This window comes from Catenuloplanes japonicus (assembly GCF_000717135.1).
GTDB lineage: Bacteria > Actinomycetota > Actinomycetes > Mycobacteriales > Micromonosporaceae > Catenuloplanes > Catenuloplanes japonicus.
Window position 1 is genome coordinate 133,228 of record NZ_JNXY01000023.1, and the last position, 24,378, is coordinate 157,605.

General features: G+C 72.3%; 10 protein-coding genes. 1 reads left to right on the forward strand and 9 read right to left on the reverse strand.

All coding sequences use genetic code 11. The features are described from left to right. Window positions 1-99: 99 nt before the first annotated feature. Window positions 100-8,208 (reverse strand): hypothetical protein, encoded by an 8,109-nt coding sequence (locus tag OP04_RS29005; protein ID WP_033343030.1) that lies wholly within the window; start codon window positions 8,206-8,208, stop codon window positions 100-102. A 162-nt stretch (window positions 8,209-8,370) separates the two neighbouring features. Here OP04_RS29005 and OP04_RS29010 point away from each other — a divergent pair, with 162 nt between their 5' ends. Beyond that, window positions 8,371-9,006 (forward strand): hypothetical protein, encoded by a 636-nt coding sequence (locus OP04_RS29010; protein ID WP_033343031.1) that lies wholly within the window; start codon window positions 8,371-8,373, stop codon window positions 9,004-9,006. A gap of 36 nt (window positions 9,007-9,042) precedes the next feature. Here the strand turns inward: OP04_RS29010 and OP04_RS29015 are convergent, their stop codons facing one another. The 8 genes from OP04_RS29015 to OP04_RS29050 all read right to left on the reverse strand — a co-directional run bounded on the left by OP04_RS29015 (window position 9,043) and on the right by OP04_RS29050 (window position 24,320). Continuing rightward, on the reverse strand, window positions 9,043-10,419 hold the full coding sequence (locus OP04_RS29015) for an EsaB/YukD family protein (protein WP_033343032.1): 1,377 nt from the start codon (window positions 10,417-10,419) through the stop codon (window positions 9,043-9,045). Then, the gene (locus OP04_RS29020; RefSeq protein WP_033343033.1) at window positions 10,420-10,731 is read right to left on the reverse strand and encodes a WXG100 family type VII secretion target; all 312 of its coding nucleotides are present in this window, start codon (window positions 10,729-10,731) and stop codon (window positions 10,420-10,422) included. It abuts the gene before it with no gap. Between the two features lie 11 nt (window positions 10,732-10,742). Then, a complete protein-coding gene (locus tag OP04_RS29025) occupies window positions 10,743-11,060 on the reverse strand; it encodes a WXG100 family type VII secretion target (RefSeq protein WP_033343034.1) in 318 nt (105 codons plus the stop codon). Window positions 11,061-11,152: 92 nt separating this feature from the next. Then, window positions 11,153-15,196, reverse strand: coding sequence for a type VII secretion protein EccCb (eccCb, locus tag OP04_RS29030; RefSeq protein WP_051799290.1), 4,044 nt, complete (start codon window positions 15,194-15,196; stop codon window positions 11,153-11,155). A gap of 12 nt (window positions 15,197-15,208) precedes the next feature. Continuing rightward, window positions 15,209-17,929 (reverse strand): right-handed parallel beta-helix repeat-containing protein, encoded by a 2,721-nt coding sequence (locus OP04_RS29035; protein WP_033343035.1) that lies wholly within the window; start codon window positions 17,927-17,929, stop codon window positions 15,209-15,211. Next, a complete protein-coding gene (locus OP04_RS53690) occupies window positions 17,926-18,699 on the reverse strand; it encodes a hypothetical protein (protein ID WP_033343036.1) in 774 nt (257 codons plus the stop codon). The genes OP04_RS29035 and OP04_RS53690 overlap by 4 nt, the downstream gene beginning before the upstream one ends. 14 nt (window positions 18,700-18,713) lie before the next feature. Further along, window positions 18,714-19,355 (reverse strand): response regulator transcription factor, encoded by a 642-nt coding sequence (locus tag OP04_RS29045; protein ID WP_033343037.1) that lies wholly within the window; start codon window positions 19,353-19,355, stop codon window positions 18,714-18,716. Window positions 19,356-19,472: 117 nt separating this feature from the next. Beyond that, window positions 19,473-24,320 (reverse strand): RHS repeat domain-containing protein, encoded by a 4,848-nt coding sequence (locus OP04_RS29050; protein ID WP_033343038.1) that lies wholly within the window; start codon window positions 24,318-24,320, stop codon window positions 19,473-19,475. Between the last annotated feature and the right edge of the window lie 58 nt (window positions 24,321-24,378).

Genomic DNA, 24,378 nt, shown 5'->3' on the forward strand with positions numbered 1-24,378 from the left:
CCGGTCCCTCACCTCACCCGCACCGAGCACGCTGCTGAGCGACCCACGTCTCCTTGTCATCCCGCGCGAGCTGCTCAGCGACCGACTCCACCCGGTCCCTCACCTCACCCGCACCGAGCGGTCGGCGATGGTCCGGCCGGCACCGCTCGGCCAGGGGCCGTCCTTGGGCTGCGGCTTCGGTGGCCCCGTGAGCCGTGCCGTGAACTCCGGGCCGGCCGCCTCGACGAAACCGGCCCCGGTCAGGCGGTCGCGCAGGTCGGTGAGCCGGGCGTGGATCCCGTCCGGCATCGCCTCGGACTCGCCGTCGATGCGCAGCGTGCCCCGGGTGCCCTTCGCGTCCCGGGTGACGTCGAGCGTCCAGCCGTCGCCGAGGTCGTAGCCGCCGTCCGGGTGCGGCGTCATCCCGAAGTGTTCCGGGCTGTCCGCCCGGCGGGCCCACGGGACGATGTGGACGCTCTCCGCGAACGACAGCGGTACCCTGCTGCCGCCCGGCCCGCGCCCGGACAGCCGCAGGCTGCTGCCGTAGCCCGCGAAGGCCTCCCCAGGCGCGATGACCGTGACGTCGTACACGTCGGCGACACGCACGCCGGTCGCCACCGGGGTGTCGCCGGCATACCGGATGTCGACCAGCAGGTGACGGCGGGCCGCGATCGGCAGGTCACCGAGGTAGTAGTCGAGCAGCCCGTCGCCGGCCGCGTGCCGGTCGGCCAGTACGACCCGGACCTCGTGCGGTGCCGCCTCCACGGCGTTCGCGTAGGCGAGGACCTCGGCGTTGCCCATCCCGGTGTGGATGACCAGGCCGGAGTCGCTCCTCTCCAGGCCACCGCCGGGCGGCGCCGGACGGGACAGCACGATCTCGCGGACCCGGGCAGGGGTCCACGCGGGATCGTTGCGCAGATACTCCTCCGCGCGGCCGTGAACACCGTTCGAAAGATCATCGAGGGTACGGTCCGGCCGCCTCCCGGTCAGGCCGGCCGCATCGCCGCCGAACGCGTCGTCGACGTGCCTGAACCACTCGTGGCCGAAGTCGTGGGCGAGCGTGCGGCTCCGGACCGGGCCGTCGTGCCCGATCAGGTTGCCGTAGAAGTCGCCGGCCTCCCGGAGCGAGCGGGTGAGCTGCTCCTCGTACCGGACCCGGGCCGGCATCTCCCCGCTGATGGCGTCGGCCTCGGCGCGCAGCCGTCCGATCGCGTCCCGGACCGCCTCCGGCGAGTAGCGGGCGGTCTGCAGGCCGGGACGCAGCTCGGACTCGATCCGCGCGAGCCGGTCGTAGGTCTCGGCCGCCATCCGATCCACGGCAGCCTGGTCCAGCGTGACGCCGGGCTGGCGGGCCGTGGCCGTCAGGTCGTCGATCAGGCCTCGGGCGATCGTGTCGCGCCGCCGGTGGAAGGCGGCACGCTCGTGCGGCGCGGGGCCGCCGTGCGTCTCGAGGAACCCGCGCAGCCGCTCCGCGGTGATCCGCCCGGCCGTCGCGCCGATGTCCTCCCGGATGGCGGCGTGCCCGCCCTGCCCCGGCGTGTTCGCGCCGCCCCGGCCGCGCAGCCAGGACTCGACGACGGCGTTCCGCACGCCGTCCTGCACCGCGGCCCGCAGCTCGCCGGTCTCGCGGGCCAGCCGGTCGACCGGCACGCCCTCGATGCCGGGCGAGTGATCCCACGATTCCAGCTGACGGCTGATCCGCTGCCGCGCCGCGACCACGGCCTCGGTGGCCGTGCCGGGCACGCCGGTCAGGTACTCGCGCAGGCGGCTGCGCAGACCCACGTCGGCGGCGTCCCACCGCGCACGCTGGCCGGGCGCGAACGCGTCGTCGACGCCGAACGTGCGCCCGGTCCCGGCGCGTCCGGCTCCCGAAGGGCCCGCGACCAGCGAGTCCACGGTCATCTGCACGTCGCGGACGAACGTACGCACCCCGAGCCGGAGATCCCGATCGGACGCGCCGTTGTTCCGCGCGACCTGCACCTCGCGCGCGACGTCGGGGTGGTGGCGGGCGATCTCGTGCCGCTGGAAGGCGTCCAGGCGCGACTCGCCCCACAGCTTCTCGTAGGCCTGCTTCCAGTGCCCTTCGGCCCGCTGCCAGGTCCCGGATCCGGGTGCCGCATCGCCGCGCAGCACCGGGTCCATGATCTGGTCGAACGCGGTGTTGCCACGCGTGATGATCCGGTGGCGTGCGGCGGCGAGCTCGGAGGCAGGCAGGTCGTGCAGGCCGCGGTGCCGACGTTCGCCGCCCAGCCCGTGGAACGCGTCACGGCTGGCGGTCACGGCAGCGTCGAAGTCGCGATTGAAGTCGGGCCGCAGCCGCACGACCTCGGCGGCGCGTTCGATCTTCGGGCCCAGGTCGTCGGTCAGGTCGGCGATGTTCCGATCGAACCTGGCCTGGGCCTCCGGGCTCGCCGTGCGCTCCGCGGGCAGCGGATGCGCGGTGCCGGGCGCGTCTCCCCGGCCGGGCACCGCCGGGGCAGGAGCGGTGTCCCAGTCGAGCCCGCCGTAGCCGGCCGGGATCAGGTGCGCGACGTCGCGGCCGAGCGGCGTGTTACCGGTCGGCACCACGTCGCCGACGGACTCCCGGGTGAACGGGGCGTCCCAGGGCTCGGCCGGATGCCGCCGGGCGAGTGCGTCGAGGCCGGTGGTGAAGGCGTTCTCGTGCAGGGCCTCGTGTGCCAGCCAGGCCCGGTTCTCGGCCGGGCTGACGCCGTCCGCCTCCCGGTGGCCGCTCACGTAGTCGTCCCGGAACCGTGCGGCCAGCGCGTCGTAGGTGGCGTCGGAGATCCGGTACGTCCGCTGCGTACCCGAACCCATGATCAGGTCGAACTCCTCGGCCGCCAGGCCGGGCAGCACGGTGTAGGTCTGCTCGTGGGCGATCCGGCGGGAGAACGCGTCGACGGTCGCGTCCAGCCGGCCGTCCCACTCCCCCATCGGGTGCCTGTTCTCCTCGTGCCGGCGGGCGAACTGGCCCGCGCCCTTCGTGAACACCTCGTCCCTGATCTGCCGCAGCGCCGCATGCAGCTGCTGCTGGACGCGCTCGCGCTGGGCCGGGGTCAGTTCGTCGAACAGCGCATGCTCCGGGCCCGCGGCCAGCACGTGATCGTTGAGCTGCGCCAGCGCCAGGTCGTCGGCGAGCCGGTCGCGATGTGCCGGCATCCGGTTCTCGAACGCGGTGACCTCGGTCTCGCGCACGCCGGTCTCGAGGAGCACCTCGTCGTGCGTGCGCCGGGCGTCGCGGAAGAAGTCCACCCCGGCCCGGTCGAACGCCGCGCGGTCCATGGTGCGGCCGAGCGGGCCACGGGGGCCGGCGTACTTCGCGGAGGTGACCCGGAATGCCGCCACCGCGTGGCCGCGGATCTCGGGGTGGGTGAGCAGCTGCGCTTCCTGCCAGGAACGCTCGGTGCCGGGCCAGTTGTCCGGCATGGGTTCGTGCGTGCGCTGCGTACCGCGACCGGTGATGCCGAGGCCACCCGGTCCACCGTGCACCAGTGAGTGCCGGTGCCGGGCGAGCTCGGTGAACCGCTCGTGCAGCGCGGTGCCCCGCGCGTTGATCATCTCGCCGATCTCGCGCGGGGCGGCGACGCCCTCGCTGCCCCGGCCCCAGGCGTAGTCGCGGATGGACTGCACGTCCCGGCCGTACTCGCCGGCCCGGATGCTCTCCACGTCGTGCTCGTGCAGGTAGGGGGCCAGTTCCGGGTTGTCCTCCGCCCAGAGCCGCCGGTTGCGGGCGAGCACGGTGTCCGGGTCGTCGCCGCGCAGCACCAGCTCCTGCTCCAGGCGGCCGCGCTCCCGCGCGACCCGGGGCAGCTGCTCGAGGTCGACGGTCCTCGCCCCGTCGGCGCCCGCGCGTCGCGGCCTCACCGGTGCGGTGTCGGTCGCGAGCCGCTCCCGGCGGAACGCGACCGTGGCCTCCCGCAGGTCGTGGTCCATCCGCTCGCGCCAGGCCCCGTGCAGGTGGTCGCCGGGTTCCTGCGCGGCACGCGTGTGGACACGGTCGAAGAGCGCGGCCTGCTCCGCGGGCCGCAGCGTCAGCCGGCCGGTCTCGGCCGCGTCCCCGAAGTGCCGCAGGTCCGCGGCACGGTGCTCGGCGACTACGGTCCGCGCGTCCGCGCGCACCTGCAACTGCCGGACCGCCTCGGGAGCCGATTCCCGGGCGAGCCGTTCCAGGACCGTCCGCCGGACGTCGGCGGCCCGCGCATACGGGCCGGACCGCTCCCAGGCGATGTCGTACAACGCCTCTGCCCGGGGGCGCATCGTGGCTGACGCGCCGTCGATGTCCTCCGCGGTCAGGTGGCGGCCGTCGCGGACCCGGCCGACGACGTCCTGCGTGAAGAACTCGGTGTATCCCTCGTCGAGCCGGCCGAGGCCTCGGTTGCCGGCCGTGATCCGCGCGTCCATCCCGTTGTGCAGACGCCCGGCAAGGACGGCGGGGTCGCCGTGCGCCGGATTCAGCGGGTTGGCCAGCTCCTCCCGGAAGTACTGGAACTCCTCGCCGAGGATCCGGTCCAGCCGGCTGTCCGGAACGTCCGCCCTGGTCAGGCGCTCGCGCAGCCCCGGTTCGACAGTGCTCGTCCAGACCTCCTGGAGTCGCTGCTCCCGCAACGCCCTGGCGGCGAACCCCTCCCGCAGCCGGTCCCGGCCGTTCTCGAACAGGGTGCGGTTGTCCGGGGTGTCGTCGTGACCGAGCGTCCTGCCGAACTCCGCGTGGACCGCGTCGGCGTGATCACCCCGCGCACGACGGAGCACGTCACCGGACGGCGCCGGACCGCCGTCCGGACCCGGCACGTCCTGCCTGTGCGCCCAGGCCGCCTCGGTCCGCCGCGCCTCGACGCCGGCCGCGCGCGGCGCAGGGCTGCGGGACGTGCCGTCGGCGCCCTGGACATGCTGATCCGGCCGGCGGTCCGCGTGCCCGGGGGCCGGGCGGTCGACGGGACGACCGGACCGGAACGCCTCACCGGCCTGCGCGATGCGCGTCTCGAGGCCGTCGAGCCACGCCTCGCGGATGTTCACCGTCTGCGTCGGCGTGATGGACGGGCCGTCCGCCGCGAGGATGTCCGCGCGTAGCTGCGCGGTCTCGCGCACACGCGTCTGCGCGGCGAAGCCGCCTGGATCCTGCATTCCGTCGGTGAACCGCGCGATGGCGGCGTCCAGGTCACGGCCACCGGCCATGACCTGGATCTCGTACAGCGCCTCGCGGTGCAGCCGCTCGCCGAAGTTCCGCTCCAGTTCGTCGGCCCGCGCGCGGGTGGCCGCGTCGGCCGGGTGCGACGTATCGCCGCGGACCTCCGTCATCTCACGGACGAAGTCGGCGCGGGCACGGGCGTATCCCTGAAGGGACGGGACACGGCTCCGGTTCTGTCTGAGCAGCTCTGTGTAACGGCCTTCGGCCCAGGCACCGGGATCCGTCAGACGGGCGGGTGGCTCGGGCGGCACTGCGCCCGGAGCGCTCGCAGAGTCCCGATGGCCGCCCAGATCCGCCGCGGCGCTGCGCTCGAACGGCTGCTGGGGCACGGCCGAGCCGGGGAACGGCCCGTCGTCGCCCAGATGGGCAGAGTGCACGGTGTCCGGGGCATCGTCGAGATGAGCGGCCCGGAGGGTGTCACCCTCCTGCACCATGCGCTCGTCGAGTCCGGCGATCCACCTCTCGCGGATCGACTCTACCTGTGGCGAGGTGAGCGACATGTCCCTCGCGGGGATGTCCGCGGAGAGAATGTCCTCGCGCAGCCGGACGATCTCGCGCGTGACCACTGCCTCCGTGAAGCGGGCCAGGTCCGGCCGGGCCTGGTTGAACCGTGTGACGGAGGCTCGCACCTCTGCCTTGCTCGAGAACATCTGGTGTTCGACCGCCGCCTCGCGGTACAGCCGGTCCTCGAAGCTCTGCTCCAGGCTGTCGATCGTGGTGCCGTCCGGGTGTGATCTACCGTCCCGGACCGCCTCCACGTCACGGACAAAGTCGGCGCGGGCCTGGGCGTACCCATCACGGGCCGGAAGTCGATACGTGTAATTCTCGCGCAACTGGTCGTATCGGCGGTCGGCCCAGCCGCCGGGATCCGTCTCCACCGTCGGCCTCCTGGGCTGACGCGGGAGGCGCGAATCCGCGGCCGACCGCGTTCCGGCCGCTGTGTCCCGGCCTGGAGCGCTGGACGCCTCCAGCTCCGGCCGGCCGTCGGCAGCGCGCGAACTGACCGGTGTCGCGGGCGCATCGGCCGTCGGCACGACCGGTGGCTTCGGTATCTCCGCGCCGGCGCGGCCGCCCAGCGGCGGAGGCTCGGAGCCCTTGACGCCGCTACGCGGCGCCACCGAGTCCGGCAGGGAGGACGTCGACGAGGACGGCGACGGCCGCTGGCTGGGCCCGTCAAGCGACAGATACGGCACGGTCGACTGGGCAGACCCGGACCGGCCCGGCACCGGTGTCGGCGGTGCCGACTCCTCGAAGAGGTTGGCCCGGCCTCCCGCGGATGATGCCTGTGGACGGCTGGAGGCGTCCAGCGCCTCGGGCTTCGGGCTCATGGGCTCGGTCGACCAGGCCGACGATCGCGCCGCCTCCGCCGGCCGTTGTGGCCCGGCCCCATGGGCCTGCGGCGCCTTCGGCGTGCCGGGCGACGCGGCGTCGATGCCCTGCGAAGCCCTCGACGCGGCGGGCACCACGGCCTCAGAGCCCTGCGGTGCCTTCGGCGTGCCGGGCGACCCGGCGTCGGCGCCCTGCGGAGGCCTCGACGCGGCAGGCGGCACCGCATCGGCACCGTGCGGCTTCGACGCGGCGGGCGGCACGGCGGCGAGGCTCTGCGGCTTCGACCCGGCCGGCGGCACGACGGCCTCGGAGCCCTGCGGCGCCTTCGTCGTGCCGGGGAGCGCCACCTCGTACCCCTGCTGCGGGATCTTGCCTGTGCTCTGATGCGGGGCATCGGGTGACTGGGGCGCCTTGATGCCGCCCGGTGCGACGACGGCGTCACCGGGCAGGACCGTGCCGCGGACGGACCCGTGCGAGTGGGCGTCGGCGAGCGGCGGCGTCCGGGGTGAGTCCGGCATGATCCGGCCCGGGACCTGTGTGTGCGGCGTGGGCGCGTCCGAGCGGTGCGACAGGGAGCTGCCGGGGCGGCTCTCCGGCAGGGCAGGAAAACCGTCCGGACTGGTGCTTCGCGGTGGCAGGAGGCTCTGCGGGCCGCCGTCGGCGAGGTGCGACTGCGGGCGGCCGACCGGCGGGATCCCCCGGTCCTGGCCCGGCAGCGCGACGAGGTTCTGGTGGTCCAGCGGTGGTGTCCGGGCGCCGCCGGTCAGCGCGCCGCCGGATGGGCGTGAGCTCATCTCGGGCAGTGCGCCGGCGTCGTGGATCCCGGCGACCGAGGGCGGGCGGGTGCTGCCCTCGATGGCGGTGACCGGTGTGGGCGACCCGATCCGGTCCGGGCCGGCGCCCAGCGTCGGCGGCGTGAGGTGACCCGTGCCGTCGCCGATCGCGGCCGGTAACGCGCCGCCGAAGTCTCCCTCAGGGATCTGGACGCCGTGCGGCATGTTGCTGTTGTTGATCTGCGAGGGGTCGAAGGTGGCACGACCCCAGGGACGGCCGCGGGCCCAGCCGTACGGTCGAATGCCGCCGAACATGATGCCGGTCGCCCCGCCGATCAGCACGTTGGAGATCTCGCTCCACGCGTCCGGCGTCCACGGCACGCCGTAGCCGGCGTTGACGCCGCCCTGGATGCCGAAGCTGATGCCGACCGCCCAGAACGCGCCGTTGATGAACGCGCCGATGTTCTCCGCGACCGCGGCCGTCACCATCGGGAGGCGGCTCAGGATGGACGCGATCATGTCGCCGACGACGTTGAGCGCGCGGCCGACCACGGTCAGGATCTGGCCGAGGCGGCCGAGGGTGCCGATCATCGAGAAGAACGGCGCCAGGATCATCAGGGCCGCGCCGACGATGGTCAGGATCAGGTTCAGTAGCTCGATCAGCTTCGCGGCCTTGTGCGCCCGGATCGCCTTGCGGACCTCCTCGGCCATCTCCTTCAGGCCGGTGGCCATCGAGTGACAACCCTCGACGATCTCGGTGATGCGGGCCTTGATGGCGGTGCCGACGCGGTCGGACTGGGTGGCGGCCGGGCCACTCCATCGCGTGTTGATGAGCAGGTCGACCGCACCGTGGAGGTTGTTGAGGTCGTTGCCGAACTCGTTCCACCTGTCGGCGAGATGATCGATCTTCGCCGGGTCCGGATGTAGGGCGCCGTCCGCCACGTGCGTACCTCCCCAGGTGCCCCGTCGACGCTAGGTGCTGTCACCCGGCACGCGACAGGCCCACGTTCTCCCCGGTGGCGGTCACCGGAAAAGGGACGTTGCCCGCACGTACCGAGCCCTGAAGAGTGACGATGCGACAGGTGTCGGTCGAGGAGGGGCGGGATGGCGGAGAAAGAGCCGGAGCAGTTGCAGGATCCGACGCCCGACGTCATGCCGCCGGAACTGGACTTCGCGGATCACTGGGAGCCCACGGAGGCGGACCCGGACCGGATGCCCGGTCCGGAGATCACCATCCGGACGCCGGAGGGCGGCGGCGAGGGCAAGGAGCCCGACCACACCGTCTACATCGAGGCGTTCGCCGTCAGCACCGGTGACCTGGTCAACGCGGTGATCGAAGGGCTCAAGATCGTCGGGCCCCGCGTGGACTTCTACACCACGTTCCGCAACGAGGTGCTGAAGGACGAGAGCTGGATCTTCGCGGTCTCCAGCGAGGCGGACGTCGGCGGTGACGGCAATCCGTACAACGGCGGAAAGCGCATCGAGCACACCCAGGGCGAGAGCGATCAAGGCGTACCCCCCTGGAGCGAGGACGAGGTCGACGACTACTACGGCGCCACTCCCGCGCAGGTGACCCAGCTCAACACCTACCAGCACCAGCTGCTGGCCGCGGGCGCCGACCTGATCACGCTGGTCGGGCAGTACATCATGTCCGTGGACTCGGCGGCCCAGTCGTACGCCAACATCGACTACGCCTGCCAGTTCCCGGACCCGCCGCAGATCGTCGAGATCTTCACCTGAACCCGAGTGCGTCCCCCGGCGAGCGGGGGACGCACCTCAGTGGATGATGCCCGCGCCGATCGCCATCAGCTCGCCGTAGACGCCGTACACGCCCATCGCCAGCGGCGCGACCGCGAGATTGCACAACAGCCCGACCACCTCCGCGACCGAGCGCCGTCCGGCCGCGGCCGCGCCGGCCAGCGACACGTCCGTGGTCGACTCCGTGATCGGCAGCTGGACCAGCGAGATCAGCACGCCGATGGCCAGCACCACGAACCCGCACAGCGCCAGCGTGATCGCGGCCCCGCCGGTGCCGCCGAACCGGTGCGCGACCGCGCCGACCGCGGAGAAGACGCCGGTCAGGCCGCTGATGCCGAACGCGACCGTCTCGCTGCGGAACCCGGCCTGCTTCGCGCGGACCAGCAGCGCCGCGCCGGAGATCACGGTCAGCGCGATCGCCCACCAGTTGCCGGACAGCGCCAGCACCGGCTGCGCGATGGTCAGCGCGAGCACCGGCCCGGCGATCACGACCGTGAGCAGCCGCCGCGCGCGGATCAGCATGGCGGTGACGGCCTGGGCCATCGGCGCGCTGGACTTCGGCGGGCGGCCGGCCCACGCGGTGATGCTGGCGGCGATCCACTTCGCGCCGCCGAGCAGCGCCGCGGCCGCGACCACGGTGGCGGCGGCCGCCTCGGCCGCGTTCACCTTCAGCGGCAGGAAGAGCGGGATGAGCAGGCTCGCGACGAGCAGCTGCAGCTCGACCGCGAACAGGATGATCTCGGGCGTGGTGGCGAGCGCCATCACGGTGCCGAGGTTGGCGCCGGCGATCACGCCGACCCACCACAGGGCCGGGCTCAGCTCCGCGAACAGCAGCCCGCCGGCCGAGGCCATGCACGCCGCCGAGGCCAAGGACATGACCAGGCAGAGCATCGGGGGTACGGCCGAGCGCCGTTGCTGGAGCCCCCAGGAGGAGCCGAGCAGCACCAGCGCCGCGAGCGTCATGGTGATCGCCGCGGTGAGCCCGCCGTGCGCGCGGAGCAGCACGTAGCCGGTCGCGGCCAGCCAGGCCAGCGACAGCGCGATCACGATCAGGCCGCGTGGCGGTTCGGTGGAGCGGAGGCCGGCGGTCTGGTCCGCGACCAGTTCCTCGATGTCCTCGATCGCGGGTTCGCCGCCCGGGTCGCCGGCCACGTCGATCAGGTAGAGCACGGCGCCGTCGGCCACGCCCGCGTCCGCGAGCGAGTCCTCCAGCGCCATCGGCGCGCCGCCCGCCGGGGTCAGGGACCAGGCGGGCGGGAACACGTCGTGGCCGTCCTGGCCGCACAGGTCGGCGAGGCGGCCCGCGTACTCGCCGACCGGCGCGCCCGCGGGGAGCGCCACGTCGACGCGTTTGCGGGCGCCGACGACGGTGACGAGGCTGCGCTGGTCTGCCATCTAGTGCTTCCAGGTGTGCTCGTTGGCGAGTTCGGCATCGCTGTAGTTCTGGTAGTTGACGTTCAGCGCGTGCGCGATCATGCCCATCACGCCCTCGGGGCCGAAGAGCCCGTCGGCCGCCACGTTCCAGGCGAGGCGCTGGTCCTCGAAGTACGTGGCGGAGTTCGCCCGCCAGGTGTCGGCCAGCGGCGCGATCTTGGCTTCCAGGCGCATCAGGTCACCGACGACGTCGGCCGAGACCGCGTTGATGTACGGCCCCGCGCCCTCCAGCGTCTCCGGGACCTTGATGTGTGAGTTGTAGACGTCGGACATGCCGCACTCCCTTACAGGTAGACGCCCGGGATCTCGTTGTTGACCTCGACCAGGTTCTTGTTGGCGAAGTCCTCGACGCTGACGTAGTTGTTGAAGTTGCCCTTGAGGCCGTCACTGATGTTGATCAACGCGTTGTGCAGCATCACGCCGTACGCGTCGAAGTCGTGCATCAGCGCGTCGAAGCTGAGCGCCGCGGTGCCCTCCCACTGGTCGCGCAGGCTCACCACGTAGGTCCGCACCTCGCCCAGGTGGGTCTCGATGTCCTCCGCGGCGAACGAGCAGTCCTGTGCCGCCTCCGCCACGTACTCCGGGGTCACCTCGAACTGCATGAGGTCCTCCTCTGCTCAGGGTTGACGGGGTTTGAGGGCAGCGTCCCAGCCGGTGCCAGGACGCCGACAGTGACCGATTCGGGTGTCCCCGCTCAGCGCGCCGACGACGCGGCCGGCCCGGCGGGAACGTCGCCGGCCTCGTCCAGCGCGACCTGCACCAGGCTCGCCGGCCGGCCGCGGCTGACCAGCGCACCGCGCCCGGCGGGGCGGGGCGCGGCCTTCTCGGTGCCGAGCAGCGGGCCCTCGCGCGGGTCGCCGGAGAGGATCAGGCCGCCGACGCCCAGGTCCCGGACGCGGGAGAAGAGCACGTCGCCGACCGCGCTGCGGCCCGCGCCCGCGGTGCGCCGGGCCAGCACCAGGTGCAGGCCGATGTCGCGGGCGTGCGGGACGAACTCGATCAGCGGCGCGAGCGGGGACTGCGTACCGCCGCCGACCAGGTCGTAGTCGTCGACGACCACGTAGATCTCCGGGCCCTCCCACCAGCTGCGCGACTTGAGCTCGTCCGGCGTGATCGTGGACGGGGGCATGCGCTCCTTCAGCTTGCCGGCGATCTGCTGCGCGTACGTCCTGGTGGTCTGCACGTCCGCGGCGTACGCGCCGAGGTGTTCCTCCGGGACGACGCCGAGCAGCGAGCGCCGGTAGTCGACCAGGACGACGCGGGCCTCCCAGCCGGTCTGCCGGTCGACGAGGTTGCGCAGCCAGGTCCGCAGGAACGTGCTCTTGCCGGACGCGGTGTCGCCGAACACGACGAAGTGCGGGTCGCCCTCGACCAGGTCGAGGCTGACCGTGGCGATGTCCGGCTCGCCGATGCCGAACGGGATCGCGGACGGCGCGGTGCCGGTGGCGACCAGCTCGTGCCGGACGATCGTCTCCGGCAGCATGCGCACGCGCGGGGCCGTCGCGCCGTACCAGGACGGGCCGACCTTGGCGAGGATGTCCTGCTGGGCGTCGCGGACGCCGTCGTCGGTGTCCCGGCCGTCGACGCGGGGCAGCACCACGTGGCCGTAGACGCCGGGCGGGCAGAGCATCCGGCCGGGCAGTCCGGGCGGCATGGCCTGCGCCATCCGCCGGTGGATGTCGGACTCGTTGTAGTCGTTGAGCCGCAGCTCCAGGCGGGTGCCGATGCTCTCGCGCAGCGCCGGGCGGATCTCCATCCACCGGTTCGTGGTCAGGACCAGGTGCACGCCGACGCCGAGGCCCCGGGACGCGATCTCGATCATGATCGGTTCGAGCGTGTCGATCTCGGTGCGCAGCGCGCCCCAGCCGTCGACGATCAGGAAGACGTCCGCGGCGCGGAGCCCGTCCGGCAGCCGCCCGGCGTCGCGCCGGGACCGGAACTCCGCCATCGAGTCGATGCCCAGCTCACGGAAGAGCTTCTCCCGCCCGGCGATCAGCGCGCGCGTGTCGGCCAGCATCCGGCCGATCATCTCCCGGTCCGCCCGGCCCGCGACGTCGCCGACGTGCGGCGCGGCCGTGAACGGGTGCAGCGTCTCGCCACCGAAGTCGATGCAGTAGAACTGCGCCTCGGCCGGCGTGTGGGTCAGGATCCCGGCGAGCATGAGGGTACGCAGCAGCGTGCTCCGCCCGGACCGGGGTGCGCCGACGATCGCCAGGTTCCCGTGCGGGCCGCCGAAGTCGAACAGCAGCGGCTCCTGGGCCTGCTGGGCGGGCAGGTCGACGACACCGACCGGGATGCGCAGGTCTCCGGCGGCCGGCCACATGGTGGCGGACAGGCCGCGTCCGGACTGCACCGCGATCGGGCCGAGCAGCACGTCCAGCGGCACGGCCTTGGGCAGCGGCGGCAGCCACACCTGGCGGGCCGGCAGGCCGCGCCCGGACAGCCGCTCGACGATCACGCTCAGCTCGGTCGGCCCGTCGCCGGTCACGGCCGGCGTCTCCTCCTCGTCCTCCTCCTCATGCAGGTCGAGGCTGCGCATGTCGTACGGCAGGATCGAGGTGGAGACCGCGCCGTCCGCGTCGCGCTCCTCCGGCGTGACGAACGGCGCGGACACGTGCGCGACCCGGAACCGGCGGTAGATCGTCTCGTCGACCTTCAGGTAGGCGGAGCCCGGGATCGGCGGCAGCCGGTACGCGTCCTGCGTGCCGATCACGGTCCGGCTCTCCTGGGCGCTGAACGTGCGCAGGCAGATCCGGTACGACAGGTGCGAGTCCAGCCCGCGCAGCCGCCCCTCCTCCAGCCGCTGGGTGGAGAAGAGCAGGTGCATGCCGAGGCTGCGGCCGACGCGTCCGATCTGGACGAACAGGTCCACGAACTCCGGGTGCGCGCTGAGCAGCTCCGCGAACTCGTCGATGATGACCAGCAGGTACGGCATCGGCTCCAGCGGCGTACCGTCGATGCCGTTGTCGCCGTTGAGGCGCCGGCGCTGGTACTCGCGGATCGAGTCGACGTTCCCGGCCTGACGCAGCAGCTGCTGGCGGCGCTGCTGCTCACCGGCGAGCGCGACCCGCACGCGGTCGACCAGCATCGCGTCGTCCGCCAGGTTGGTGATCATCCCGGCCACGTGCGGCATGCCGGCCATCGGGGCGAACGTGGCGCCGCCCTTGAAGTCGACCACGACCAGGCTCAGCACCTCCGGCGAGTGCGTGACCAGCAGGCCGGCGACCAGCGTGCGCAGCAGCTCGCTCTTGCCGGAGCCGGTCGCGCCCACGATCAGCCCGTGCGGCCCGGAGCCGCCCTGCGCGGACTCCTTGATGTCCAGCACCACGCTCTGCCCGTCGCCGTCCGTGCCGATCGGCACGCGCAGCAGCCGCTCCGGCGGCATCTGTGCCTCCCAGAGCCCGCCCAGCGCGGAGTCCAGCGCCCGGCCGTTCAAGAGCGTCTCGATCAGCGACACGGTACGGGCGAGCACCTGCTCCTGCTCGTCCGTGAGCGTCAGCGGCGTCAGCTTCCGGGCGATCATCTCGGCCATCGGCAGGCTGACCCGGTCCGGCGCGGACAGCTCGGACGTGACCGCGCCGCCGGTCCTGCCGGTCAGCGACAGGCCACCGTCGGCCGTCACGCCCACCCGCAGGTCGACGCGGCCCGGCTCCTCCGACTCACGCCGGCCCAGGAAGATCAACGTGATGCCCAGCTGCGGGCCGGCGGCCTCCAGCAGCGCGCGCAGCTGCGGCGAGCGCCCCCACTCGGACACCGGGTCGAACGCGGTGAACACCACCACGAGCCGCTGCTGGGCCGGCGGCGCGCCACGGTCGAACGTGGTCTGCAGGCGTCGCGCGCCGGCCGCCTCGGCCCGGCGGCGCAGCTGCAGGTCCAGCACGTCGGCCAGGCCGCCGTGCTCCGTGCTGACCAGCGGCATCGCGCGCGGGCGCCGCCGGGAGCCGGGCTCGAACGTGTGCGGCAGCCACTTGGCCCACTCCCACCCGTCCGCGTCCGGCGCCTCGATCGCCAGCAGCACGTCGTCCGGCGCGTGCAGGACCGCGAGCTGGCAGAGCATGGCCCGGGTCATCGCGGCCGTGTCCTCCGGCGCGCCCAGCACGCTGATCACGCCCGCGGTGCCCAGGTCGATCACGATCGGCTGCGCCGCGACCTTGCTCATCGAGTCGACCAGCCGCCGTGCCGCGCGCATCGACTCCCAGTCGTAGTCGGCGAGCGGGTCGATGCGGGTGCCGATCTGGATCGGCGTGGACAGCTCCGCGTCGCCGAGCCCGATGCGGACCTTGAGGAAGTCCGGGTCGCCCTGGCGGCGCTCCCACACGCGCCGGCCGCTGTGCGCGATCGCCAGCAGCCGGTCCGGCTCCGGGTGCGCCCACGCGCCGAGCATCCGCTGGGTGGACGCGACCTGGCGGGCGTTGGTGCGCACGTCCATCAGCAGCGCCCGGTAGCGGGCCCGTTTGCGCAGCGCGGTGCGGCGTTCCAGGTGCTTGTTCTGCACGCGCATCGCGATGGTGGCACCGAACGACACGACCGCGAAGATGATGGCGAGCGCGATGAGCATCGGCCTGCCGTACGACACCATGTACGCCGCGATGCCCAGGCTGGACAGCAGCGGCAGCAGCAGGCTGAGGAAGCCGGTGCCGCTCTGCTTCTGCTCCGGCGGCGCGGGCAGCACCACCTTGTCCTGCGGGGCGGCCGGCGGCAGGAACCGGGCCGGGCGGTGGAACGAGATTCGGGACACGAGGGTGGTCTCCTACTGTGCTTCGGGCACGTCGGGCAGGTCTTCGGGCTCGAGCCGGGTCAGGTGCTCGGTGGTCGGCGCGACCTGCTCCGCCACGCGCGCCGCGTGCTGCTCGGTCATGTGCTGGAACACGCCGCGGGCGAACCGGCCGTTACCGAAGCCCTCGTCGCGCACGACGGACGTGAAGTAACGACGCAGCTTCTCGACCGTCTCCGGGCCGAGGTGGTACTCGTGGTCGGCCGCCTGGTACTGCACGATGCTGACCAGCTCGTCCGCGGTGTAGTCCTCGAACGTGAGCGTGCGGGAGAACCGGGAGGACAGGCCCGGGTTGGTGCTGATGAACCGGACCATCTCGGACGGGTAGCCGGCCACGATCACCACCACCTCCTCGCGGTGGTCCTCCATCAGCTTGACCAGCGTGGAGATCGCCTCCTGGCCGAAGTCGGCGCCGTAGCCGTCCGGCGTCAGCGCGTAGGCCTCGTCGATGAACAGCACGCCGTGCAGCGCGCGCCGGAACGCGGCCTGCGTCTTCGGGGCGGTGTGGCCGACGTACTCGCCGACCAGCGCGGAGCGGTCCACCTCGACCAGGTGGCCGCTGCCGAGCATGCCGAGCGCGCGCAGGATCCGGCCGTACAGCCGGGCGACCGTGGTCTTGCCGGTGCCGGGGTTGCCGGCGAACACCAGGTGGCGGGAGAGCGGCGGTGGGCTGAGGCCGGCGTCGCGGCGCTTCTGCACCATCTGGACCAGCTTCACCAGCGACCCGACGTCCTGCTTGACCTTGTGCAGGCCGACCAGCCGCTCCAACTGTTCCAGCAGCTCGGGAAGGGTCTCGGCGGCCTCCGGGTCCGCGGCCGGGGCCGGTCGCCGCGGCCGGTCCGGGGTGGCACCGACCGCGCGGCGGACCAGCGGGTTCGCGCCGTCGACCGGCATGGTGGAGGTGCCGACCGCGTCCACGGTGCACTGCTCGAACACCGGGTCCGCGCCGTCGACCAGCGTCAGGTCCTCGTCCACGTCGTGCACGTGGACGCGGCGCAGCACCGGCGTGGCGGCCGCGCCGATGTAGAGCGCGGGATAGCCGGTGCCGGTGACGTCCACGTCCTCGGCCGTGCCGCGCGCGTCCGCGCCCAGGTAGAGGCCGTTCTTCTTGCAGTTCTTGATCGCGGTGGCGCGCAGCAGCGGCGACGCGCCGGCCCACACGACCACGCCGGTGCCGCCGATCCGGTCGATCGTCAGCCCGTCCGCGACCGGCGCGGCGTCCGCGTCGACGAACAGGCCGGCGCCGCCGCAGCCGCTGATCACGGTGTCCCGCACGGTCGGGCCGGCGCCCTTCGCGACCTCGAACCCGGTCTGCGCGATGGCGGTGATGGTGCAGCCCTCGATCAGCGCGCGGTGCGGCGAGTCGATCCGCACGCCTACCTCGCTCTCCGACACGGTGACGCCGCTGAGGTGCACGTCGCCGGTCTCCTCGACCGCGACGCCGAACTGCCGGGCCCGGTCCACCCGGCCCCCGTCGACGCGGGCCATGGCGCGGCCGGTCACGCGGACGCCGCACTCCGGCGTGTCGCTGAGGTCGCAGCCGGCGAGCGTGGCGATCGCGGTGCCGCCCAGGTGCACGGCCGTGTACCGGGTCTCCTTCACGCCGAGCCCGCGCAGCAGCACGCGCGAGTCCCCGCCGAGGAACAGGCCGTTCGCGCCGGAGTCGGTGACCGAGCAGCGCTCGATCCGGGCGTGCGCGCGTTCCAGCAGCGCCAGGCCGGTGCTGCGGGACCGTACGACGTGCGAGTCCGTCATCACCAGCCGCGCGTCGCCGTTCGCCACCACGCCCGCGCCGGTCACCGTGTCGATCCGGCAGTCCGCGAGGCCGGCGTGCGCGGCCCCGGACAGGTGCACGGCGGTCCCGCCGGTACGGTCCGCCGTGCAGCGCTCCAGCCGGATGCCGCCGGGCGCGCCGTCGCCGAGCGGCGGCGGGTCGAGCTGCGGCCGGTCCGGGAGCGTGCCGGGCCACCAGCCGGGCGTGAACGCGGCGCTGCCGGTGGCGCGCAGCACGTCGCCGTCGTTGTCGAAGAACCGGCTGTCCCGGACCGTGACGGCCGCCTCGTCCTCGGCCAGCAGCGCGGCCACGGCCACGTGGGAGAACTCGGCGCCCGTGACGTCCGCGCCGGCCGCGTCGCGCAGGTGCAGGCCGGACCCGCTCACGTGCCGTACCGCGGTGCCGGAGACCGTGATTCTGCCCCCGCCGCGGACCAGCAGCCCGTCGCCCTCGATCCGCTGCACCGCGCCGCCGGTCAGGTCCGCGCGGGCCGCATCGGCCACGTCCACGCCGGCACCGGCCGCGCCGGAGACCACACAGTCGGTCAGGACCACGGTCGCCTGCCCGGACACCTCGACACGCCCGTCCTGGACCTCGCAGGTGTCCAGCGTGAGCGTGCCCGCGGAGACCGTGACCGCGGGCCGGGTCCGGTGCGCGGACGTCAGGCGCACGCCCCGCACGGTGACGGCGCCGGACCTTACCTCCAGCGCGGGGCCGTCCGGCGGTGCGATCTCCACGCCGGCCGCTTCCGCGACGATCCGCACCGGCCGGTCGGCCACGACGGACTCGGCGTACCGGCCGGCGGCGACGGAGACGGTCCCGCCGTCCCGCGCGGCGCGGACCGCCTCGCCGATGGTCCGGTGCCGGCCCCAGCCCTTGGCGCCGACCCGCTCGACCCGCGCCGCCCGCTCCGTCTGTGTCACCTGTCGGCCTTCCCGCAGGTGACCCGGATCTGGGAGACGATGAGCCGCTCGCGGCTGTTCTCCGACTTCCCCCGGTTCCCGAGGCGGACCGTGAACTTGCCGTTGGACAGCGGGAACGAGCCGGCCTCCAGCCACTCGCCGGACCGGATGCCCTGGTTCAGGTCGAACGTGCCCAGGTTGTCGCCGTCCCGGCCGGCCGTGATCGTGAAGTGTGCCTTCACCGCCGGCGTCACCGCCTTGGTGTCCACGGCCGGCGCGTAGACCGCCACGTCGCACTTGTCCACGCCGGTGCCGGGCGTGAACGCCCAGATCAGCACCGTGGCCGGGTCGTCGTAGCCGTTGTCGCCGCTCAGCGGCACGATCGCGTAGTCGCCGCGGCAGCCGTCCTGCGCCCAGCCGCCACCGGCGTTGACCTGCCACTGCGGCGTACGCCCGCGCGCCTCGAAGACGTGCTGCTCCTCGCCCCGGCAGTCCCAGCCGGTGACCGCCGTGAACGTGGACGGCCCCGGGCTCGCGGACGCGGACGCGGTGGTCTGCGCGCCCGGCCGGCCGTCGGTGAACAGGCTGTAGACGAGCCCGACCAGGACCGCCGCGATCGCGCAGCCGGACGCGACGAAGATCGCGGTGTGCGGTCGGGCCACCAGCCGGTCCGGGCTGGGCTGGGCGCGCGCGTGGTCGATGAACGCGCGCACGAACTCCAGGCGCTCCGCGTGCGGGGAAGGCGGTGGTCCCTGTCGGGCGATCGTCGTCGTCTGCTGCTGCTCGTCCATGACGGCGCGGTCCCCTACGCGGCCGGGAAGCGGCGGGCCTCGCCGGCCATGTGGCCCAGCTCGATCGCCATCCGGGTCAGCTCCGCCTTGTTGCCCGCGTTCAGCTTCGCGCGGATCCGCTTCGCATAGGTGTTCACGGTCGCCTCGGTCAGGCCCATCCGGCCCGCGATCTGCGAGTGCGTCAGGCCGCGGGCGATCCAGCGCAGCGTCTCCACCTCGCGCGGCGCCAGGCCGGCCGGGTCCTCGTTCACGCTGCGGACCATCTCGGCCTGGAACCGGTCCGCGAGCTGCGGGCAGACGTAGAAGCCGCCCTCACCCACGGTGATCAGCGCGGCCACGATGTTCCGGCCGTCCGCACGGCTGGCCACGAACCCGCGCGCGCCGGCCCGCAGCACCGCGCCGAACGTCAGCGGCCGCTCCCAGGTCGAGCTGACCACCACCGGGCCGCGCGCCACCAGGCGCTCGATCTCGGACAGCGCCGGGCCGCCGGGCCGCAGCGGCACGTCCAGGATCGCGACGTCAAAGCGCACGTCACCGGCCAGATCCTCGACCGCGCGCACGGAGGCGCCGACCGCGAGGCCGGGCGTCTCCGCGACGAACTTCTCCAGACCGGCCCGTTTCACCGGGTGGTCGTCGATGATCGCGATCGTGAGCATGGCCCCTCCAGGTCCGTCCCCGCACCGGCGGACAGAGCCGGCGCGTGTACCGGGCGCGGAGGCCCGGACGCCCTGATTACGGCGCTCCCCCTGCCCCGGTTCAAGACGAACTGCGGACTATTTCGGCGTCAGATTGTCGGTGTTCTGCGTCTCCGACCCGACGTAGTTGTCGTAGGTGAGGTTCAGCTTGGTGACGGCGGCGTCCAGCACGCCCAGCAGATTCGCCGCGGCCTGGGTCACCGCCGCGCGGTACGCCCGGTACGTGTCCGCGGCCGGGCTGTCCCACACCACCACGTCCTTGGGGGACTTGAGGTCCAACGGCATCAGGTCGTGGGGGAACATGCTCTCCACGACCTTCACCGCGAACGTGTCGACGCTGTCCACCTCACCGATCAGCTCCGTCAGCAGGGCCGCGATCGTGTTCCGTTCCCGCTGCGTGGTGTTCGCGGTCTCCTTCAGAAGCGGGATCTGGATCGCGTAGACGACCCGGACGGGCTTCCCGTTCTCGTCCAGGTACTCCGAGTAGGTCGGCTTGCCGTTCCGGTCGAACGTGACCAGGTCGTGCTCGCCGTAGCGCCACGTCGTCTCGCCGTCCGCGCCGTAGTCGATGGTGAAGTGGCGATGGCGGTCCGGGTCGTACCCCCGGGTGGGTTTGTCGTTCTGAAAGGTGTCGAAGACCCAGCCGTCGTCCGTCGACATGCGCAGCGGGTTGCCGTCGGCGTCGTAGACGATCGTCTGCCCACCCATCCTGGCCGTCGTGGTGCCGGACGCCTCGTCGTAGGTGAACGTGATGTGCTCGCCGTGCGGCCCGGTGCCGGACCGCGGCTGGCCGTTCGGGTAGAAGTCCCGGAACACGGACCCGTCCGAGCTGCGCAGGTAGAGCGGGTGGTCGTTCGCGTCCAGCACGACCCGGGTGCCGTTGTCGTAGACGATCGTGGTCGTGTGCGCGCTGTCGTCGTAGGTCATCGTGAACCGCTCGCCGTCCGCGGTCCGGCCCACCGTCGGGCGATCGCCGTCGAACCCGGTGAACGTGCTGCCGTCGACGCTGGTGTACCGCACCAGGTCGCCGTGCGCGTTCGTCACCGCCACGCTGCCGTCGCCGAAGTGGCTGATCACCTGGCCGTCGTCGCTGTAGGTAATCATTACCGACCGGCCGTCCGGCATGATGCCCTGCACCGGGTAGCCATCCGTGTTGAACCGCGTGTAGACGGTGCCGTCCGCCATCCGCTGCGACAACAGCGTGCCGTTCGCGTCGAACGACGCGGTCGCGCCGTCCCGGTAGCGCATCACCGAGCCGCCTGCGCTGTCGTAGGAGATGGTGAACGCGCGGCCGTCCGGCGTCCGGCCGGCCAGCGGATTGTTGTCGCTGTCGAAGGCGGTGTAGACCGCGCCGTTCGACATCCGCTGCCCGGTCAGCCCGCCGTCCGCGCCGAACGTGGCCGACGAGCCGTCACTGAACGTCATCACCGAGCCGCCGTCTTTGACGTAGGTCGTGGTGAAGTGCAGCCCTTCCGGGGTGGTGCCCTCCAGCGGGTTGCCGTCCGCGTCGAAGTCGGTGAAGACGGTGCCGTCCTCAGACGTCTGCCGGACCGTGTTCCCCTCGGCGTCGAACGTGGCCGACGAGCCGTTGGCGAACGACATGACGGAAGTGCCGTCAGGCCCGTATTCGATCGTGAACGTCTCACCGTCCCCGGTGCGTCCCGCGTGCGGATTGCTGTCGTCGTCGAAGTCGGTGTATCTGGTGCCGTTCTCGAGCAGCTGCCACGCGAGGTCGCCGTCTGAGTCGAACCCGGTGGAGGAGCCGTTGGCGAACGACATGACGGAACTGCCGTCGGGGTCGTATTCGATGGTGAACGTCTCGCCGTCCGGGGTCTTGCCGGCGAGCGGGTTGCTGTCGTCGTCGAAGCGCGTGTACTGGGTGCCGTCGTCCAGCGTCTGGCGGACGGTCTTGCCGTCGGTGTCGAAGACCGCGAACGCGCCGTTCGCGTAGGAGATGGTCGAGCTGCCGTCGGCGTCGTAGCTGATCGTGAACGTCTCGCCGTCCGGGTTTTTCCCAGCGAGCGGATTGCTGTCATCGTCGAACTGTGTGTACTGGGTGCCGTCTTCCAGCGTCTGCCGGACGGTGTTGCCATCCGCGTCGAAAACAGCAAATGAGCCATTGGCGTACGACATCGTCGACCCGCCATCAGCGTCATAGCTGATCGTGAACGTCTCGCCGTCCGCCGTCTTACCGGCCAGCGGATTGCTGTCGCCGTCGAACCGCGTGAACTCGGTGCCGTCCTCCAGCACCTGCTTGACCGTGTCGCCGTCCGCGTTGAACTGCACCCACGTGCCACCGGCGTACGACATGGCCGAACCACCGTCGGCGTCGTACTCGATCGTGAACGTCTCGCCGTCGGCGGTCTTACCGGCCAGCGGATTGCTGTCCTCGTCGAACTGCGTGAACTGGGTGCCGTCGGCCAGCACCTGCCGGACCGTGTCACCGTCCGCATTGAAGACCACAAACGTGCCGTCGGCGTACGACATGGTGGAGCCGCCACCGGCGTCGTATTCGATCGTGAACGTCTCGCCGTCCGGCGTCCTGCCTGCGAGCGGGTTGCTGTCGTCGTCGAACGACGTGAAGACGGTCCCGTCAGGAAGCGTTTGCCGTTCGACGTCGCCGTCCGCGTTGAACTGCACCGACGCGCCGTCGGCGTAGGTCATCACCGAGCCGGCGCCGTCGTCGTAGGCGATCGTGAAGCGCTCGCCGTCCGGCGTCGTGCCGGTCAGCGGATTGCCGTCCGCGTCGAACGACGAGAACACGGTGCCGTCCGCCAGCCGCTGTTGCTCCAGTGCGCCTTCGGCGTCGAACTCGACAGTCGTGCCGTCGGCGTATTTCATCACCGAGCCACCGTCGGCGTCGTACGACACCGTGAACTGGCTGCCCTCCGGCGTCCGGCCCGCCAGCGGATTGCCGTCGTCGTCGAACGACGTGAACACGGTCCCGTCCGCCAGCGTCTGACGCTCGACCTCGCCGTCCGCGCCGAACTGCACGGACGACCCGTCCTCGTAGGACATGACCGAGCCGTGGCCGTCGTCGTAGGCGATCGTGAACCGGTCGCCGTCCGGCGTCGTACCGGTCAGCGGGTTACCGTCCGCGTCGAACGACGAGAAGACCGTGCCGTCCGACAGATGCTGCTGTGCCAGCGCACCTTCGGCGTCGAACTCGACCGTGGTGCCGTCGGCATACCTCATGACCGAGCCGCCGTCGGCGTCGTAGGACACCGTGAACTGGCTGCCCTCCGGCGTCCGGCCCGCCAGCGGATTTCCGTCATTGTCGAACGACGTGAACACGGTCCCGTCGGCCAACCTCTGCCGCGCCACGTGACCGGCTGCGTCGAACTCGACCGAGGAGCCGTCGGCGTAGGACAGCACCGAGCTGTGGTCATCCTCGTAGGCGATGGTGAAGCGGTCGCCGTCCGGCGTCGTGCCCATCAACGGGCGACCATCGCCGTCGAACGACGAGTAGACCGTGCCGTCCGCGAGGTGCTGCTGCGCCAGCACACCGGCGGCGTCGAACTCCACCGACGTGCCATCGGCGTACGTCATCAGCGAGCCGCCGTCGGCGTCGTACGACACCGTGAACGGGTCGCCGTCCGGCGTCCGGCCCACCAGCGGGCGGCCGTCGCCGTCGAACAGCGAGAAGACGGTCCCGTCGGCCAGCGTCTGGCGCTCCACGTGACCGGCGGCGTCGAACTCGACCGACGCACCGTCCGCATAGGACAGCACCGAGCCGTTGGCGTCATAGGCGATCGTGAAGCGCTCGCCGTCCGGTGTCGTGCCGGTGAGCGGGTTGCCGTCCGCGTCGAAGGAGGCGTAGACCGTGCCGTCCGCCAGCCGCTGCGATGCGAGCGCGCCAGAAGCGGTGAACGTCGCCGACGCGCCGTCCGCGTAGGACATCACCGAGCCACCGGACGCGTCGTAGGCGAACGTGAAGCGCTCGCCGTCCGGTGTCTCGCCCAGCAGCGGGCGGCCGTCCCCGTCGAACGACGAGAAGACCGTCCCGTCCTCCGTCGTCTGGCGGCTCAGCCTGCCGGAGGCGTCGAACGCGGCGGACGAGCCGGCCGCGTACGACATCACCGACCCGCCGGCCGCGTCGTAGGCGATGGTGAACCGCTCGCCCTGCGCCGTCTCCCCCACCAGCGGCCGGCCGGCGGCGTCGAAGGACGAGAAGACCGTGCCGTCCGCGGTCCGCTGCCGGACCAGCGTGCCGGAGGCGTCGAACGCGGCCGAGGATCCGTCCGCGTACGACTGCTCCGAGGCCACGTCCGCGGAGGTGCCGGCGGCTACGCCTGAGGAAGATCCGGCGGGACCGGTCTGGGAGACGAGCGCGCCGCCGGCATCGAAGGACGCGCTTGAACCGTCGGCATAGCGAATGGTCGAGCCGTCATCCGTCGTGTAATCGATGGTGAAATAGTCCGCGGCGCGATGACCCGCCGTGGGGCGGTTCTGCGGGTCGAAGAGATCGTAGACGGTGCCGTCGGGCGCGGTATGGCGGAGAATGCGGCCGGCGCCGTCGTACTCCAGGACCGTACCGTCGTCGAAGGTGTTGATGACGCGGCCGTTGGCGCCGTAGCCGATGTCGAAGCGGGAATCGCCCGAGACTCCCTGGTGCGGGCGACCGAGGGCATCAAAAGCCTCATAGACGGCGCCGTCGGCGGTGTGCTGCCGTAATAGGTGGCCGTCCGGGGTGTACTCGACACCTTCCGCGGGATCATTCGGCGCCTCCGGATAGTCGATGGTGAACCGGGCCGCGTCCGTGTGCCCGGCGGTCGGCCGGTGCCGCGGGTCGAACGCGTTGAAGACGACGCCGTCCGGGGTGGTCCGGCGGACGATTCCGCCGTCCGGCGCGAGTTCGGTGGTGCTGCCGTCCGGATGGCCGGCGACGGAGGAGACCCCGGGGTCGGGCGTGTCGGAGCTGCTCATCGTCCACCGTCCGGAGGAGTCGGAAAGAAGCGGTGGAAGGCTAGCGACCGGTGCGGGG

Bases quoted from the DNA above. Each gene is read 5' to 3' on its own strand.
- OP04_RS29010 (WP_033343031.1), top strand. From the start codon at position 8,371: ATGGCGGAGAAAGAGCCGGAGCAGTTGCAGGATCCGACGCCCGACGTC.
- OP04_RS29015 (WP_033343032.1), bottom strand. From the start codon at position 10,419: ATGGCAGACCAGCGCAGCCTCGTCACCGTCGTCGGCGCCCGCAAACGC.
- OP04_RS29020 (WP_033343033.1), bottom strand. From the start codon at position 10,731: ATGTCCGACGTCTACAACTCACACATCAAGGTCCCGGAGACGCTGGAG.
- OP04_RS29025 (WP_033343034.1), bottom strand. From the start codon at position 11,060: ATGCAGTTCGAGGTGACCCCGGAGTACGTGGCGGAGGCGGCACAGGAC.
- OP04_RS53690 (WP_033343036.1), bottom strand. From the start codon at position 18,699: ATGGACGAGCAGCAGCAGACGACGACGATCGCCCGACAGGGACCACCG.
- OP04_RS29045 (WP_033343037.1), bottom strand. From the start codon at position 19,355: ATGCTCACGATCGCGATCATCGACGACCACCCGGTGAAACGGGCCGGT.
- OP04_RS29050 (WP_033343038.1), bottom strand. From the start codon at position 24,320: ATGAGCAGCTCCGACACGCCCGACCCCGGGGTCTCCTCCGTCGCCGGC.